14 protein-coding genes are annotated in these 16344 nt (G+C 60.8%); 8 read left to right on the forward strand and 6 right to left on the reverse strand.

Annotation, left to right across the window (positions count from 1 at the left end; genetic code table 11):
• Positions 1–12 precede the first annotated feature (12 nt).
• From J2046_RS31335 to J2046_RS31355, 5 genes are all read right to left on the reverse strand, one after another.
• Positions 13–894: an ABC transporter permease gene (locus tag J2046_RS31335; protein ID WP_210058531.1), complete on the reverse strand. Its 882-nt coding sequence runs from the start codon at positions 892–894 to the stop codon at positions 13–15.
• Positions 895–905: 11 nt separating this feature from the next.
• Positions 906–1940, reverse strand: coding sequence for an ABC transporter substrate-binding protein (locus tag J2046_RS31340; protein ID WP_210058532.1), 1035 nt, complete (start codon positions 1938–1940; stop codon positions 906–908).
• Positions 1941–2152: 212 nt separating this feature from the next.
• Positions 2153–3058 carry a LysR family transcriptional regulator gene (locus J2046_RS31345; protein ID WP_210058533.1) on the reverse strand — a complete coding sequence of 302 codons (906 nt, stop codon included), beginning with the start codon at positions 3056–3058 and terminating at the stop codon, positions 2153–2155.
• A 297-nt stretch (positions 3059–3355) separates the two neighbouring features.
• Entirely contained in the window at positions 3356–5335 is a 1980-nt protein-coding gene (locus tag J2046_RS31350; protein ID WP_210058534.1) for a hydantoinase B/oxoprolinase family protein, read from the reverse strand.
• 3 nt (positions 5336–5338) lie between these two features.
• Positions 5339–7375, reverse strand: a complete 2037-nt coding sequence (locus J2046_RS31355; protein ID WP_210058535.1) for a hydantoinase/oxoprolinase family protein — start codon at positions 7373–7375, stop codon at positions 5339–5341.
• Between the two features lie 361 nt (positions 7376–7736).
• On the opposite strand from J2046_RS31355, the gene J2046_RS31360 reads away from it, so the two are divergent.
• A complete protein-coding gene (locus tag J2046_RS31360) occupies positions 7737–9293 on the forward strand; it encodes an ABC transporter substrate-binding protein (protein ID WP_325169813.1) in 1557 nt (518 codons plus the stop codon).
• On the opposite strand, the gene J2046_RS31365 is transcribed toward J2046_RS31360, so the two are convergent.
• The gene (locus J2046_RS31365; protein WP_325169814.1) at positions 9290–10330 is read right to left on the reverse strand and encodes a LysR substrate-binding domain-containing protein; all 1041 of its coding nucleotides are present in this window, start codon (positions 10328–10330) and stop codon (positions 9290–9292) included. The genes J2046_RS31360 and J2046_RS31365 overlap by 4 nt on opposite strands.
• A 34-nt stretch (positions 10331–10364) precedes the next feature.
• On the opposite strand from J2046_RS31365, the gene J2046_RS31370 reads away from it, so the two are divergent.
• From J2046_RS31370 to J2046_RS31400, 7 genes are all read left to right on the forward strand, one after another.
• Positions 10365–11474, forward strand: a complete 1110-nt coding sequence (locus tag J2046_RS31370) for an NAD(P)/FAD-dependent oxidoreductase (protein ID WP_210058536.1) — start codon at positions 10365–10367, stop codon at positions 11472–11474.
• Entirely contained in the window at positions 11455–11754 is a 300-nt protein-coding gene (locus tag J2046_RS31375) for a (2Fe-2S)-binding protein (RefSeq protein ID WP_037146470.1), read from the forward strand. The genes J2046_RS31370 and J2046_RS31375 overlap by 20 nt, the downstream gene beginning before the upstream one ends.
• The gene (locus J2046_RS31380; protein WP_210058537.1) at positions 11751–13130 is read left to right on the forward strand and encodes an FAD/NAD(P)-dependent oxidoreductase; all 1380 of its coding nucleotides are present in this window, start codon (positions 11751–11753) and stop codon (positions 13128–13130) included. Before J2046_RS31375 ends, J2046_RS31380 begins: the two co-directional genes overlap by 4 nt.
• On the forward strand, positions 13127–14248 hold the full coding sequence (locus J2046_RS31385; RefSeq protein ID WP_210058538.1) for an NAD(P)/FAD-dependent oxidoreductase: 1122 nt from the start codon (positions 13127–13129) through the stop codon (positions 14246–14248). The genes J2046_RS31380 and J2046_RS31385 overlap by 4 nt, the downstream gene beginning before the upstream one ends.
• Positions 14245–15186, forward strand: coding sequence for an ABC transporter permease (locus J2046_RS31390; RefSeq protein WP_210058539.1), 942 nt, complete (start codon positions 14245–14247; stop codon positions 15184–15186). The genes J2046_RS31385 and J2046_RS31390 overlap by 4 nt, the downstream gene beginning before the upstream one ends.
• Positions 15183–16061, forward strand: a complete 879-nt coding sequence (locus tag J2046_RS31395; RefSeq protein ID WP_210058540.1) for an ABC transporter permease — start codon at positions 15183–15185, stop codon at positions 16059–16061. The genes J2046_RS31390 and J2046_RS31395 overlap by 4 nt, the downstream gene beginning before the upstream one ends.
• Positions 16058–16344: ATP-binding cassette domain-containing protein (locus J2046_RS31400; protein ID WP_233470407.1), on the forward strand; the 287-nt coding region annotated here is incomplete at its 3' end. The genes J2046_RS31395 and J2046_RS31400, both read left to right, overlap by 4 nt.

Genomic DNA, 16344 nt, shown 5'->3' on the forward strand with positions numbered 1-16344 from the left:
GGTGCCGGCCTCCTAGACGTTCAGTTTCTTATGGAGGCGGGTCTCCACCCGGCCGCCAGCAAAGGTGATCGCGAGCATCAGAACCAAAAGCACGATCGCCATGACCGCCGCCATGGGCCAGTTGATGTAAAACATGATCTGCTCGGAGATCATCGTCGCCAAAACCTTGAAGCGGGCGCCGCCCAGCAGGGCAGGGGTCGCATAGGCGCTCGCCGCCATGGTGAAGGAGATCAGGAGAGAGCTGACGGTGCCCGGTATCGACAGCGGCAGCAGGATGTGGCGGATGACCGAAAGGCGCGATGCCCCCAGAATTTGTGCCGCTTTTTCGATATTCGGATCGATGCCCTGAATGCTCGTGAGAAGAGCCAGAATGCCGAAAGGAAGAACAACATGGGTAAGCCCCACGACGACGCCGAAAAGGTTCTTCGCCAGGGGAAGCGGTGAGGAAACGAGACCGAGCCAGATGAGGGCGTCGTTGACGAAACCCCTGTCTTCCAGGATGATCAGCCAGCCATAGGTTCGCAGCACCACGCCGGCCAGTTCCGGTGCGATCGCCAACGCGAAGACGATGGCTCTCCAGCGCGATGTCGATCGCGCCAGAAAATAGGCAACCGGGTAGGCCATCACCGTCACACAGATCGCCACGAGCCCTGACATCAGTATCGTGCGGAAAAGGCCGGCGATGATCAGTCCGTCGGTGAGGAAGCGCTGATAGCTTCCGAGGCTGAATTGGGCGGTCTTCGGATCCTGGAAGCTGATGCCGATCATCATGCCGATCGGCACGGCAAAGAAGAGCAGCAGCACGGCGAATGGTGGGAAAAGCGGAACATATCCGCGCAATGCGAACCTGCGGAGTGCCGGCGCCGCAGGTGAATCCGTTGCAACTATCGTCATCAGGCTTGCTTTCAGTTCGCAGCGTGAACGACTTCCCGTTCCCAGCGATCACCCCATTCCGGAAGCTTGGCGGCCATAATGGAAAGGTCGGGCAGGAGAAGCTTGTCCAGATCCTCTTCGGTGGTGATCTGTTTGGCACGTACGGCATCCGGCACATCGATGTCGCTGCGCGCGCTGCCCACTTTGTAGCCCGTCACCCAGGCTTCCTGGCTGGATTTTTCGAGAAAGAAATTAACGAATTTCATTGCGGCCTCCTTGTTCTGGGTTCCCACCGGAACGTTGAGCGTCGCAATAAGCGGAATTGTCCCCTCGACCGGCTTGATATAGTCGACAGGCATGCCGGTATCGACAAGCAATTGCGCGCGGCCGTTCCAGAAGGGCATCGCCCATACCTGACCGTCCTTGACGTAGGTTTCCATCACGGCTGAGGACTGCTCGAAACCGACCGACTGTTTCGCAAGCTGCGCCATCGCCTTGAAGCCGGGATCGACGTTGTTCAATAGGTCCCCGCCATTCTGGACGGACAGGACCTGCATGAGGTTTGCCGCCATGATGTTCTGGAACGTCGGCAGGATGACTTTGCCCTTGAGTTCGCTGTCGAACAGGGCGGCCCACGAGCTTGGCGCGGCCTTCAACTTGTCGGTCCGCCAGAGAAGGGACATGTACTGCAGTTCATGAACCGCGCCGCATTCACCGGCGATCTTGTTGATGGCCGGGCTCAGTTTTTCAAGATTGGGGACCGTAGCGGGGGTGAATTTTTCCAGCAGCCCGTCCCTGCAACCATCAAGCGATTGAGATGCTGTCATGACGACGACGTCGAAACCTGGCCGACCGTTGGTCGCCTTGATCTTCGCGTAGTCCTGAGAGGACGAGCCTACCGGGTCATAAACGACGCTGATACCGGTCTTGTCTTCGAACGGCTTGATGATCCGCTCCATAATAATAGCTTCATAGGGTCCGCCATAGCTATTGACGATCAGCTGCTCGCAATGGCCGGCCGTGACTGTCGTCAACAATGCCGCCGCGGTGATTGTGGGTGTTTTCATAATTTTTCCCAGTTCCTGTTGGTTCCCGGGATGAATGTCGCGCGTCATCGCGCAGTTCGTCCAATTGAAATTGCATCCGATTTATAAACATCGCCAATCAATAAATGCCAAAGACCCATCAATGGCGATTGCCTGAATGTCTCCGAGCAGGAGGGCCATCATCGTTGTCGGGCAATTTTCCTGGCCGGTCGGACGATGCGGCCATGGTTCACTCACAGCCGACGGGAAATGAGTTCTGCGAATTCAACGAAGGGAAGGATCCCAGGGATCGGATTGTCCGCGCGCCAGGCAATTCCCGTGGAAATTTCCTCGGTCAAATCTTCCACACGGCGTAGAACGACTTCGCTGTCGACAATGCTCTCGATCCATTCCGGAAGGAAGGTAATCCCCAGCCCGGCCGAAGCCATTGCCAGTGCCGCAGTGGTGCTGGAAACCTTGAAGCTTGTATCCGCTTCGATCCCCGCTTCGATGATCTGGTCATGTATGGCTCTGAAACTTGAAAGCTCGAAGCGCTTCAGCGTGAACACGTCCTGCCCGATGAAGTCCGAAAGTCGCAACGACGGCCTGCGCGCCAGCGGAGAATTCTTCGGGATGACCGCCACGAAGCGATCCGACATGAGCGGGCGAAAACGGATGAAGTTGGCGTTGGTCGGCGGGCGCATGATGCCGATATCATATTCTCCGCGCTCAAGGGCGCGCAGAATCTCCGATGAATCGAAAATCCTGACATCCAGGCGCGTTTTGGGAAAGCGGTTGCGAAAACGCCGCAATATCAATGGCAGAAGCCGATGCGCTGCAGGGCCGATCGCGCCAATCTTGAGCTGTTCGCCGCCGGGCGACATGCCGCCCGCGGCCAGCTTCGACAACAGAACCGCCTCTTCGAGCTTGATCAGCGCTTCGCGGGCAAGAGGCAGAAATGTTGCACCCGAGGGCGTCAGTTCCACGCTTCGGGTCGATCGGATGAAAAGTTGAACGCCAAAAATGGATTCAAGTTTACGAATTTGCTGGCTGAGCGTCGGCTGGGTCATGTTCAGCCGGGTCGCCGCCCGGCCGAAATGCAGTTCTTCGGCCAGGATGATGAAACACTTCATGCTCCAAAGATCCAGCGACTGGCTCATGCGATACGATGCACCTTGATTTCGATCGAGACTGATTTTCTGACGCGGTTTGTCGCGCTGGCGACGCCCGGTCGATAATCACTCCAAAGCAAGCAGACCCGCTTTCTAAGCGGCTGTCAAAGTCGAATTTTTCCAGACTGGGCTTGAAAGGCATTGCGGTCCGGCGATTGCTGATGAAAATCTTGGCCGGCGTCGAGGGCAATCTTCCTGTAACAATCAGCAAGCAGGAACGCGGGGCGCAACAGACCTCGCCCCGCAAGCGGACGATCGTCGAGGCGGAGAAAGGTGTCCTCGAGCTTATGAAGCCTTCATTCTGGTACCGGAAAGACGTGCCGCTTCCGCTTCGACGACTTTCTGGAGGGTCTCGGGATCGACGGTCTCGCCGGCGGCCAACATACGGCGATGGACGTTGCCCACGAGTTGGCTGCGAATACGTTGGTCATAAGACAGCGCCATGGACGCCAATTGCCGTCGAATTGCAAGGGGCCAGACCCGGTCCTGCCGCTCCCGTTCGGCGCAGAAAGTGAAATCCGCCTGCCGTGCCCTTATTCGCTTGCTTCTTTGCACGGCCGTTGCGGCTTCGTCGATACGACCGTTCTCATCCAACACAACGGCATAAGCTTCCGCCGCCCGCTCAGGCGAGAGCATGTCATTGTCGATTTCGCTCTGGATCGCGGTAATGTCACGTTCCAGCGGTTCTCCGAATCCGCCGCCCGTGGGGCTGGTGATCCGCACCACATCGCTTCGCGACATTTCCAGCACCGAAATCTTTCCGATCGAGCGCTCGTCGGGACGACCGGGATTGACGATCGTCTTGCCAAGCAGGCCCTGTTCGCCACCCCTGAAGCCCCAGGGCGCGAAGACGAAGCGGTTCATGTTGCGCACCGTCATCACGGCACGGTTGGCAGTGTTTTCAAGTTCCATCTCGAGAGCCGCACCGCTTGCAAACCGACCTGCACGGCGACTGTCCGGAACAATCCGGGTTGCCCGCATGATGATCGGCGTTTCGATTTCGACGATTTCGACGGGCACTGCGCGCTGCGAATAACGCACCTCGGTACCGTCGACGCCGTCACTCCCGCGGCGGCCGCCACCGCCACCATGAATGGTATTAATGACATTTACCCGATCGCGACCCGTCCGGGGATCGGGTGCCGAAACGACAATGACGCCCGCCATGCCTGCGCCCGCCGCGCCCAGACCTTCCGGCAGTGCCTGGTCGAGGCAACCCATGATGATGTCGTAAGCGCGCGTCGCGGATGCTGCGCGAGAGCCGCCGGATGCCGGGAAGACCGCGTTCAGCACGGTGCCGCGGGGCGCGTGGGCGTGGATAGCCCGCAAAATGCCGGAATTGCGCGGTGTCAGCGGGTCCATCGTCAGGATGAACGTGATCAGGCACTGAACCACGTAGGGATGGGTCGTTTTACCGGTTACCAGATTATAGGCTGCCGATAGTTGCGGATCGGTTCCGGTGAAGTCGACATCGATCTGGCCGTCGTGGACCGTCAGTGTCACGCTGAAATAGGCAAGCTGCCCCTCGTTGATCCCTTCGAGATAATCAGAAAAGCTGTAAGTGCCGTTGGGAATGGTCCTGATGACCGCGTGAGCCTTGCCTTCCGCATATGTGATGACGTCGTTCATGCCTTCTTCGACCGCATCGCGGCCATAACGGTCGCAAAGCTCGCCGATGCGCCTGTCCATGCTTTTCAGGCCGGAAATCATAGCCTGGATGTCGCCCCAGAGTTCGACGGGGATGCGGCTGTTGTCCTCGAAGATCGATTTGATCGCCTTGTTGAGCACGCCGCCTTCGTAGAGCTTCACCGGCCGGACCCTGAGGCCTTCCTGAAACACCTCCGTGAAGGCGGGGGAAATGCTGCCCGGAACGGCACCGCCGATATCCGAGGCATGCACGAATGACCAGCCGACGGCGATCAGCTTGCCATCGCGAAAGATCGGATAAAGAAGCGTAACGTCCATCAGATGGGTCACCAGGCCATCGGTTGCGAACGGATCGTTGGTGATGATGATGTCCCCCGGCTTTAAGTTTTCGCGCCCAATCGCGTCGAGTGTCGGTCGCAGGGGCGAACCGATGAAGACGTTCACGCCCGACATCATCGGATAGGCAAACATGTCTCCGTCGGCAGTTGCGAGTGCGCATTGGTAATCCTGAACAAGTTTCACGAAGGTGGTATGCGCGGTGCGATAGACGGCGGCTGATGCCTCCTCGACGATCGCATTGAAACGGTTGCTCATAATGGCTGTTCGGACGGCATCCATAGGTCAGCTCCGGCTCATGAATATTGCGCCATAGGCCCCGACGCGTGCGGTGAAATCAGGCGGCACGACGATTGTCGCTTCGGGCTGCTCGATGACGGCGGGTCCCGGGACAGCGTCATTCAAGCTGAGGCGAGCTCTGTCATAGATGCTGACCTGCGGGAAAAACTGCCCCTGAAAACGCATCGGCCGCACGCCCTTCACCGGGTCGCCGCCGTCGGACATCGTCGGAGAAGCAGGCTCGGGGACGGACATCGCCCCTCTTACACGCATGCGCAGATCAACGAACTCGACCGCTGCCGTTCGATCGGCATGGCTGTAGATCCGTTCGTGCTCCTTGTGGAAGGCGTCATGCATCGCTGATAAGTCCTCGCTGTCGACGGCCGAGTTCGGCAGACGGACATCGACCTGGAAGGATTGCCCGACATACCGCATCTCCGCCCAGCATTCGTATGCCTCCGAGACGAGGCGTTCGGGTGGGGATTGTCGCGACAGCCATTCGGCGGCCTGCTTCCGCAGGGCTGCAAACTTCCTCGCGATGACCGCGCCGTCGATGTCGAGCCCGTGCACGGTTTCCATTGCATCATGGCTGAGTTCAGAGACCAGACCGCCGAGAGCGCAGAAAACAGACGGCGTGGTCGGCACGAGGACGCGGCCGACACCGATTTCCGCCGCAAGGAGAGGGCCCTGGATCGCGCCGGCCCCACCATAAACCAGCAGGGTCAGTTCTTCCGGATCGACGCCCTGGCGCGCAAGATATGGCAGGACGCCAGCCACCATATTCGAGCTGGCCACCGCGACGCACATTTCGGCGGCGTTGAGAATGTCGGTGCCCAAGGCTGCGGCGATTGGCGCCATGGCGTGTTCGGCTGCATCCCGGTTCAACTGCATGTCTCCGCCCAGCAGGGCTTGAGGCAGATAACCCGCGACCAGATAGGCATCGGTGAGGGTGGGGGCGCCCCCCCCGCGTCCAAAGCAGGCCGGGCCTGGATAAGAACCGGCGCTTTGCGGCCCTATGCGCAAGACTCCGCCGTCAATCGTCGCGATCGATCCTCCGCCCGCCCCGATTGCCTCAATCCCGGTCACCGGCATGACGACAGGGAAGTCGCCGACTTCAGCGGCCGTCGAGGTGAGAGCCTCTCCATCACGCACCAGCGAGATATCCGTACTCGTGCCACCCATGTCCATGGTGAGGATGTTGCGCTCGCCGAGAAAACGGCCAAGATATTGCACAGCAGTCACGCCGGATGCGGGGCCTGAAAGAAGTGTGTGGACAGGGTAGTTGCGCGCTTCCGATGCCGCCATCGCGCCGCCGTTCGAACGGGTAACGAAGAGCTGCGAGCCAGGAAGTCTGTCGGCGACATAATCTTCTACGGCACCGATATATTCATTCATGCGGCGCCGCACAAACGCGTTGAGCACGCTGACGATCGCACGCTCATACTCGCCGATGCGCGGCCAGATTTCACTCGAAAGACTGACCTCCGCATCGGCGCCGACAGCCCGTCGGATAGCTCTCTCGACCGCTTTCTCGTGCAGCGGATTGGTGTAGCTGTGGAGAAGCGCGACGGCATAACCGGCTGCACCGGCTTCGGTCGCCCGCCGGGCCAGGATTTCCACCGCCGTCTCGTCGATTGCCGTTTCGACCGCGCCGCCGCGCAGGAGCCTTTCCTCGACCTCGAACACCATCGCACGTTCGACCAGCGGCTTTGTGCGGTTCTCGAAAATATTCAGCGGGTTGCGCACGCCCATGCGCTGCAGTTCCAGAAGATCCCGGTAACCCTTGGTCACGAAGAATGCGATCTTCGGACCCTTTCGCTCGATCACGGCATTGGTGCTGACAGTCGTGCCATGCATCACCAACGCTGCCTCGCCCGCCTTCGGCGAGAGGCGCTCGAGAAGATTTTCAAATCCCTGCCGGAAGCCGTTCTCGAAAGAAGGCGGTGTCGAGGGAACTTTCAGGCTGAAGATCTCGTGCCCACCCTCACGCCATCCGCAGAAATCGGTAAATGTGCCGCCTATGTCGACGCCAATCCTAAGCATAACGCGCGTCTCTCTCCGTATATTAAACCAGAAGACACGTGGATGAAGGCGAGGCGGCTGTCGCTGTTTCGCCTTTCATGAATTTGTCTCCTCGTCGGGGTCAGATAAAAGTGTCGAGGAGGAGACTATGACGACGGTTCTTTGCGAGAGAAGTTGCGATTCCTGAACATTAATTGAAGATTCCAATTAATGCGGCTTCGGCACGTGGGGCAATCCACGAAGGCCTTCCAGGCGTGGCGACCCGCGGCCTCGGCATGACGGGCGGCCGAGTATAACCTCTGGGAATGGATATCCCAAAATAGCGACTTTGACACTTATGGCGCCCTGTCCTTAACTCCTGTCAAACAACAAGGAGGCGAACGTGCAAAAAACTGGAAACAGACTGCTGGCAGCTCTTGCAGTGTCATTGATGGCTTCGATTGCCCTTCCGCAGACAGGGCTTGCAGAAACGCTCAGAGTCGGAATCAATGCCGCCGACATCACGACGATGGATCCGACCCGGGCGACCGCCACCGCCGACGTGGCTCTTGTCTCCTGGATGTTCAACGCGCTGGTGCGCTTTCAGCCGGGCAGTGCAGATCCGTCGACGATCGAGGCGGACCTGGCCGAGAGTTGGAGCAGTTCTGCGGACGGACTGACCTGGACCTTCAAACTGAAGAAGGACGTCAAGTTTCACGGCGATTACGGCATCCTCACTGCAGAGGATGTCGTTTTCTCGCTGACCCGGGCCAAGGATCCGAAAACCTCTTCGTTCTCCAGCGATTTCTCTGCTGTCCAGTCGATCGAAGCCGTTGATCCGATAACAGTCCGGATCACTTTGAAAGAACCGGTTCCAGGATTTCTCGGCCTCATCGCCAATTATCATGGCGGCAATATCATCAGCAAAAAAGCTGCGGAGAAACTTGGAATCGGTTTCAAGAGCCACCCGATCGGTACCGGTCCATTCATGTTCGACCGTGCAATCACGCAGCAGACGGTGCATTTGAAGGCCTTTCCGGGATATTTCCGAGGCGCGCCAAAGATCAGCGACATCCAGTTCGATCTGATCCCGTCCGATTCCAGCCGTGAACTCGCCTTCCGTTCGGGCGAGCTGGATCTGATCTACGGCAAGCGCGAACAGCGCTGGGTCGATCAGGCCAAGGCTTGGGACGATGCAGCCGTCGATATCTTTGCCCCCGGTGAATACCGGACGATCTTCCTGAACATGGCACATCCGCCGCTCGAAAAGATCAAGGTCCGGGAAGCAATTGCCCATGCGATCAACGTCGACCAGATCGTGCAGTTCGTGGGTGCGGGAGTGGGACCGCGTGGGTGCTCCGTGGTGCCGACCGGTTATCTGGGTGAAGATTGTTCCTGGGCCTACAAATACGATCCGGCTCTGTCCAGGAAACTGCTCGAAGAGGCCGGGTTCGAAAAGGGGCTGAAGCTCTCCGCCGTCGTTTCATCGAGTTCGTCGCAGCAGCCGATCATGGAGGTCATCCAGGCGCAGTTGGCGGAAGTCGGGATCGACATGCAGATGAAGGTGGTCGACCATCCCACTTATCAGGAACAGGTGCGCAAGGATCTCAGCGATGTCGTCTTTTATGGTGCTGCGCGCTATCCGGTGGCAGACAGCTATCTGAGCCAGTTCTATCATTCGGATGCGGCAATCGGAAAACCGACGGCGGTGACGAACTTCGCTCATTGCGATGCGGCTGATGCCGAAATTTCCGCGGCTCGGAAGGCGGTGAGCGACGAGGAGCGGTTGAAGCTCTGGTCTGCTGCGCAGAAGAAAATACACGAACAGGTCTGCGGCGTGCCGCTGTTCAGCCTGATGCAGGTCTGGGTGCGCAGCAAGGCAGTCGACTACGGATATGAACTGAAGGGCTCGCTCAATCTTGCGCCACCCATTACCGAACAGACGACACTGAAGCGCTAGCGCGCTCCTGATCCCGGGCGCTCCCCGAATCCCGCGACCATCCCCTGATCCAAATGGGGATGGTCGAGGTTGAAGCCCTCGGGCGACATCCTCGACTTTGAAGCCGCCGCATGCACTTCTTCGACGAAGTCAGCGACCAGCTTGCTGTTGCGGGCTCGTATCGGCCGGATGATCTGGTTGTCGATGTTGAGGGTCGGCCGAAACGGCCGAACGGTGACCCGGCCTGCGGCGAACTCCATTGTCAATGGATCGGCGACAGTCACTCCAAGGCCCGCTGCAACGAATTCCGCTATGTTCGGGGCCGTTGACGCCTCGATGACGATCTTGGGCCGCAGCCCTTCAGCCTCGAAAACGGCATCGACCTTACGGCGTGTCAGCCCCGATGGCGCGAAGGCGATGAATGGCTCTTCGGCGAGATCCTTTGGGCCGAGCGCCTTTTTTTCGCAAAGACGATGACCGTGCGGCAGTACCACCACCGCTGGCGGGCTTTTTAGCGTTTCCACCTGGATAGAACTGTGTTCAAGGCCGCTGATAACCAGCGCCACGTCCAGACGGCGCAGTAGAACGGCTTCCGTCAAGAACTGCGAGCTACGTGCTTCCACCGACACGAAAACATCGGGATGGCGCGCACGAAACCCCACCAGAACCCGGCTCATGAATGGTCCGGACAATGCGGGCAGCGTGCCCACGACCAACTGGCCGTGCTCTTCGCGACGAATAGCATCCACTGCGCGCGCCAGCTGATGAACGCCACCGAAAATGCGCTCGACCTCTTCGTAGAGCCGCATTCCGCGGCCAGTCGGGACCAGACGGCCGCTTTCCCGTTCAAAAAGCTGTAGGTCCGTATCCGCCTCCAGATCCTGGATGAGCTTGCTTGCTGCCGGCTGGGAGATCCGCAGGATCTCGGCCGCACGGCTGACCGTGCCGGATTCAATCACCGCCATCAAGGCTTCGAGCTGCCTCAGGCTGGGGTTTCTCATGGTATAACCTGTATGAATAGTGACACAAAGTATTCGACTTTGACTTTCTACCGGCACTTGGCGACCATGACAAGAACTGAGGGAGATCGAATTGGACGCGGACGTCATCATCATCGGCGCAGGAGTGGTCGGCGCGGCGCTTGCCTATGGCATTGCCCGAAAGGGGCACAAGGTCCTGGTCCTGGATGGAAAGGATCGGGACCTGCGTGCAGCCCGCGCAAACTTCGGCCTCGTCTGGGTTCAGGGCAAAGGTTCCGGCACGCCGGCATACACGGATCTTACCGTACAAAGTTCCGATCTCTGGCCCACCTTCCGGCAGGAACTGGCCGAAGCGGCCGGATCGCGCGTTGATTATTCGCGCCGAGGAGGGCTGGCGTTCTGTCTGAGCGAAGCCGATTACAAGGCTCGCGCGGCGCTCATAGATCGGACGCACAACCAGCGGACGGAAGGCTATACGGAAATGCTTGAGCGGCCCGCGCTCGAGCGAATGCTGCCGGCCGTTACCTTGGGCAATGAGGTCGTGGGCGCGAGCTACTGCAAACTGGATGGCCATACCAACCCGCTGCAGCTCTACGCGGCCTTGCTGGGTGCCGTCTCGGCACTCGGCGGTCAGGTCAGGTTCCGCAGTCCCGTCACGTCTATCAACCCCGTGCCCGACGGGTTTCAGGTCGATACCCCGCAAGGCAACATCCGGGCTCGGCGCGTCATCGTCGCGGCAGGCCTGGCCACACCCGGCCTCACCGACCCGCTCGGCCTCGTCGTGCCGCTGTATGCCGAACGCGGGCAGATTCTCGTGACCGAGCGCTTGGCACCCATGCTGCCGCTTCCGGCGAGCGGGCTTCGGCAGACCGCGGAAGGTACCGTGATGATCGGCGCGACGAACGAGAAGGCGTTCGATACGGGTGTGACGATGCAGTCGGCCATCAAGCTTGCGCGGCGGGCGCAACGCATCATCCCGGCGCTCGGGTCTGTCCGGCTCGTGCGCCAGTGGAGCGGGTTGCGGGTACTTTCGCCTGACAAGGCACCGATCTATGCCGAGTCGACCCGCCATGCCGGCCTTTTTGCGGCGGTTTGTCATTCCGGCGTGACGCTTGCGGCAGCGCATGCGGCGATCGTCGGACCTGCCATGGCCGAAGGGCGGTTGCCGCAGAACCTTGCGGCCTTTTCCAATGGAAGATTCAATGTTCAGAAGTGTGCTTGAGGGGTCGGCGGCTGCGCCGGATATGATGGTCGTGGTGAATGGGGTCGAAACACCCGCCTGGAACGGCGAAACGGTCGCCAGCGTATTGCTGCGCGTTCCCAATGCCGGCCGGATATCGCCGGTGAGCGGCAAGCCCCGGCTTCCCTATTGCCAGATGGGGGTGTGCTTCGACTGTCTGGCCGTTGTCGACGGCATCGCCTCCACGCAAGGGTGTCTGGTTCCGGTGAAGCCGGGAATGCGGATTGATATCCAGCGTGGCCCCAGGGAGATTGCCCGATGACCTATGATGTCCTGATCGTTGGCGCCGGGCCGGCCGGCATGTCCGCTGCAGTGCAGTTGAGCAGAGACGGCCTGGCGGTCGCGGTCGTTGATGAACAGCCGGCGCCCGGCGGCCAGATCTGGCGAGGGGTCGAAAGAAATATGTCCGGTCCGGTCTCTCGGGCACTCGGAGCGGATTATCGCAAAGGCCTGGCGCTCGTTGAGGCCTTTCGGGCATCGAAAGCCGAATACATGCCCGAGACCCAGGTATGGCAGATAGAGGAGGGATGGAGCGTATTCCTGACGTCCGGCGGCCGCGCGCGCCGCGTTTCCGCGCGAATTGTCCTGCTTGCGACGGGGGCCCAGGAGCGGCCTGTGCCTTTCCCAGGCTGGACCCTGCCTGGAGTGATGACGGTCGGTGCCGCCCAGATCCTCTTGAAATCCGGCGGGATGCTGCCTGAGGGCCGCGTCTGGATTGCGGGGGCGGGACCCTTGCCACTGCTTTATGCCACCCAGGCCCTTGATCTGGGGGGGCGGCTTGCAGGTTATCTCGACACGGCCGGCCGGCCGGGTCTGGCCGTGCTGCAAAAACTGCCCGGAGCCTGGCGCGACCTGGCGGGGCTTGCGAAGGGGGCGGGCTGGCTTCGCGCGCTTCGCCGTAAGGTCGATATCGTCAGAGACGTCAAGGATCTTCGCGCCGAAGGTGAGGGGCGCCTCGAACATATCGAGTGGAGCAGGCACGGCAAGCGCCAGAGGGTGGAAGCCGACGTGCTGCTTGTTCACGAAGGTGTCGTGCCGCGTATTCATGAGACGTTGGCCCTCGGCTGCGCCCACGATTGGAGAGCCGGTCAGGGGTATTTCGCACCGAGGCTGGGCCGCTGGGGAGAGGCCAGCCGCTCGGGATTGTTCGTTGCCGGCGATGCAGGCGGGATTGGCGGCTGGTCGGCCGCGATGGTGTCCGGTGAAATCGCCGCGCTTGGAATTGCGGCGCGTCTGGGCAAAGGCGGCGATGTGGAAGAGCGCCGTCGTCAGGCCCGGCTCGATGACCGACGTGCCCGTGCGCTTGCCTTGCGACCGCTTCTCGATGCGCTTTACCCTCCGCTTCGGGAAAGGCTTCCGGACGAAACCATCGTATGCCGCTGCGAGGAAGTGACGGCGGGGACGATCCGGGCGGTCACACGCACCAGCGTGCCCGATCCGAACGCCGTGAAGGCCGCGACGCGATGCGGGATGGGACCTTGCCAGGGGCGGCAGTGCGGCTATACGGTTCAAGCACTCCTGGCGGAGGTCCACGGCGTACCGGTAGGCTCGGTGGCATTCTTCAACATCCGCCCGCCGCTCAAGCCGATCACGCTTGCAGAGATCGCCTCCCTCGAGGATATGGAGACGGCCGGATGAATGCCGATGTCCTCGTGATCGGCGGCGGTTTGCACGGCCTGTCGGCTGCATTGCAGTCGGCCAGGCGAGGGGCTTCGGTCACCCTGGTCGAACGGCATTTTCTCGGTCGACATGCCTCGGGCGCCACGGCGGCCGGCGTGCGGGCTCTCGGGCGGCATCCCGCCGAGCTGCCGTTGAGCCTCGAAGCGGCGGGAGACTGGCACCGGATGAGCGAACTGGTGGGCGACGATTGCGGCTTTGTCGCTTGCGGCCAGTTGCAGGTCGCCGAGGACGAGGCGGCGTTCTCGGCGGTGAAAGCGCGCGTCGAGCGGCTGCAGGCAAAAGGTTTCACCCACGAGCGCATCGTCGGACCTGATGAATTGCGCACGCTGGTGCCGGACCTTTCCGCGCATTGTCTGGGCGGAGCCTGGGCAATCGCAGACGGCTCGGCCGACCCGCACCGAACGATCCGCGCTTTCCGCGATGCCGCTTTGGCGGCCGGGGTGCGCGTGACGGAGGAATGCAAGGTCATCGCTTTGACGCGGCGTTCGGACTTTTGGCGGGCGGAAACCTCTCAGGGTTCGATCGAGGCGAAGGTGGTCGTCAATGCGGGAGGCGCATGGGCGGCGGACGTCGCCGCACTGGCAGGCGATCCGTTGCATCATGCAATCCGCACGTCGATGATGGTCGTGACGGAGCGCACGGTGGCACGCATCGGGCCGGTCGTCAGTTCCTTAGGGCGGAAATTGTCCTTCAAGCAGACGGCGCAGGGCACGCTTCTGATCGGCGGCGGCTCGCAAGGCAGGCTCGCCGCCGACAGGCAATCCGCGACAGTCGATGTCGTAGCGCTGGCAAGCTCGGTCAAGGCGGCCGTCCGTCTTTTCCCCACGGTTGGAGGGCTGCGCATTGTGCGGACATGGGCGGGCATGGAGGCAATGACCGAGGATCATCTGCCCGTGATCGGCTTTTCACGCAGGGTCGAGGGTCTCGTCCACGCCTTCGGGTTTTCCGGCCATGGTTTCCAGTTGGTTCCGTCGGTCGGCCGCGTCCTGGCCGATCTCATCTGCGAGGGCCGCACGAAACACGATCTTACTGCTTTTGACACGAACCGCGTCGCCGCAGAAAGGGCTGCCGCATGATGCAATATGCCATCCGAAGACTTCTTCTTGCGATACCGATCTTGATCGCCATGCTGACCATGGTCTTCATCCTTGTCCGCCTGGTACCGGGTGACGCGGCGGTCGCCATGCTTGGCGACCGGGCGAGTGACGAGGCCTTGCGGGCGCTGCGCGCGGAGCTCGGCCTCGATCAGTCGATCGCCGTGCAGTATCTGCGCTTCATCACCGACATGCTAAGCGGCAATTTCGGGCACTCTTCCGTTAGCGGACGAAGTGTCCTGGAAGAGGTGGCGCTGGTGCTGCCCTATACTCTCGAACTCGCCTTTGCCGCTGTTGTGATCGGCACGCTCTTCGGGATTCCTCTGGGCACGGTCGCCGCATGCCGGCGCAATCAGTGGCCGGATTATGTCAGCCGGCTCCTGTCCCTGCTTGGCCTGTCGTTCCCCGGATTTGTTTCAGCGATCCTGATGCTGCTGGCTTTCGCCGTCTGGCTGCAATGGCTGCCGGTGATGAGCCGCGCCACGACCGACCCGATCAATCATTTGCGCAATCTCGTCCTGCCCGCCCTCAATCTCGGATTGATCATGACCGCCTATATCGCGCGCGTCACGCGCTCCTCGATGCTGGACGTGATGGGCGAGGACTATATCCGCACCGCCCGCGCCAAGGGGGTGCGTCCATCGAGGCTGATCCTGCGGCATGCGCTCGGCAACGCGCTGATCCCGATCGTGACTGTCGTCGGCCTGTATTTCGGTACCCTCATCGGCAACTCCGTTCTCACCGAGATCGTGTTTACGCGGCCTGGGCTGGGGAAACTTATCCTCGGCGCGCTGCAGTCGCGCGATTACACGATGCTACAGGGGCTGATGGTGGTGTTCGCGACCTTCGTGATCCTCGTCAACACGGTCACGGACCTCGTCTACGCCCTTGTCGATCCCAGAGTGAGCTACGCAAAATGACGGACGCGACTTTTTCCCTGACCACGCCGGAACGGCAGGCAAATCCCGTTCTCATGGCACTGCGCCGCAACCGGTTTTCCTGGATCGGTATCGGGCTGCTGGCTCTCATCCTGCTGGCCGCCCTCCTGGCGCCGGCCATCGCGCCCGACGATCCGCTGAAGCAGAACATATTGCACCGGCTAAGCCCGCCTTCCGCCGAATTCTGGCTTGGCACGGACAGCTATGGTCGCGACGTGCTCTCGCGGCTTCTTCATGGGGCACGGATATCGCTTTCGGTCGGCTTCCTTTCCGTCCTGATCGCCATGGTCGTGGGCTCCGCTCTGGGGATCATGGCGGGCTATATCGGCGGCAGTTTCGATCAGCTGGTGATGGGGCTGGTGGACGTGATGTTGTCGTTTCCGACGCTGCTGCTCGGCTTGATGGTCGCGGCAATGCTTGGCGCGAGTTTCGAAAACCTGGTCATTGCCATCGCCATCACGGAGACTGCTCCCTTCGTTCGCGTGGCAAGGGCGCCGACGATCGCGGTGAAGCGCCGAGAATTCATTGAGGCGGGCAAGTCCATGGGTTTCTCGCCGCTGCGCATTATGGGCGTCCATATCCTCCCCAACATCTTATCGGACATCGTCGTCGTCGCGTCGCTGTGGATGGCTTCGGCGATCCGTACCGAGGCCTCGCTCGCCTTCATCGGCCTCGGCGTGCCTCCGCCGGCCGCCACCTGGGGCGGCATGATCCGCGAAGGTTTCGACAATATCCTGAGCGCATGGTGGCTGGTCGTCTTCCCGTCGCTTGCCATTCTCCTGACCGTGCTCGCATTGAACATTCTTGGGGATGCCTTGCGAGACGCGATCGATCCGAAGACGAGGAGCGGGCGATGACAGTTCTTCAAGACAATAGGCATCTGCCAGCAATTTCTCTGCGGGCGGTTCATGGTAACTCGGTGCTTTCTGGCACTGCAAAGGAACAGGCTGGCGGTTCGGTTACACCCGTCCTGTCGGTGAAGAACCTTTCCACGTCGTTTCGTGTGAACGATGAATGGCGCACGGTGGTGCGCAACATTTCCTTTGACGTGGCGCCGCGCGAGACGGTGGCGATCGTCGGGGAGAGCGGCTCCGGCAAGAGCGTCACCTCGCTGTCGATCATGCGGCTTCTGCCGAAGAA

The organism is Neorhizobium petrolearium (assembly GCF_017873175.1).
In the GTDB taxonomy this organism is placed as follows: domain Bacteria; phylum Pseudomonadota; class Alphaproteobacteria; order Rhizobiales; family Rhizobiaceae; genus Neorhizobium; species Neorhizobium petrolearium.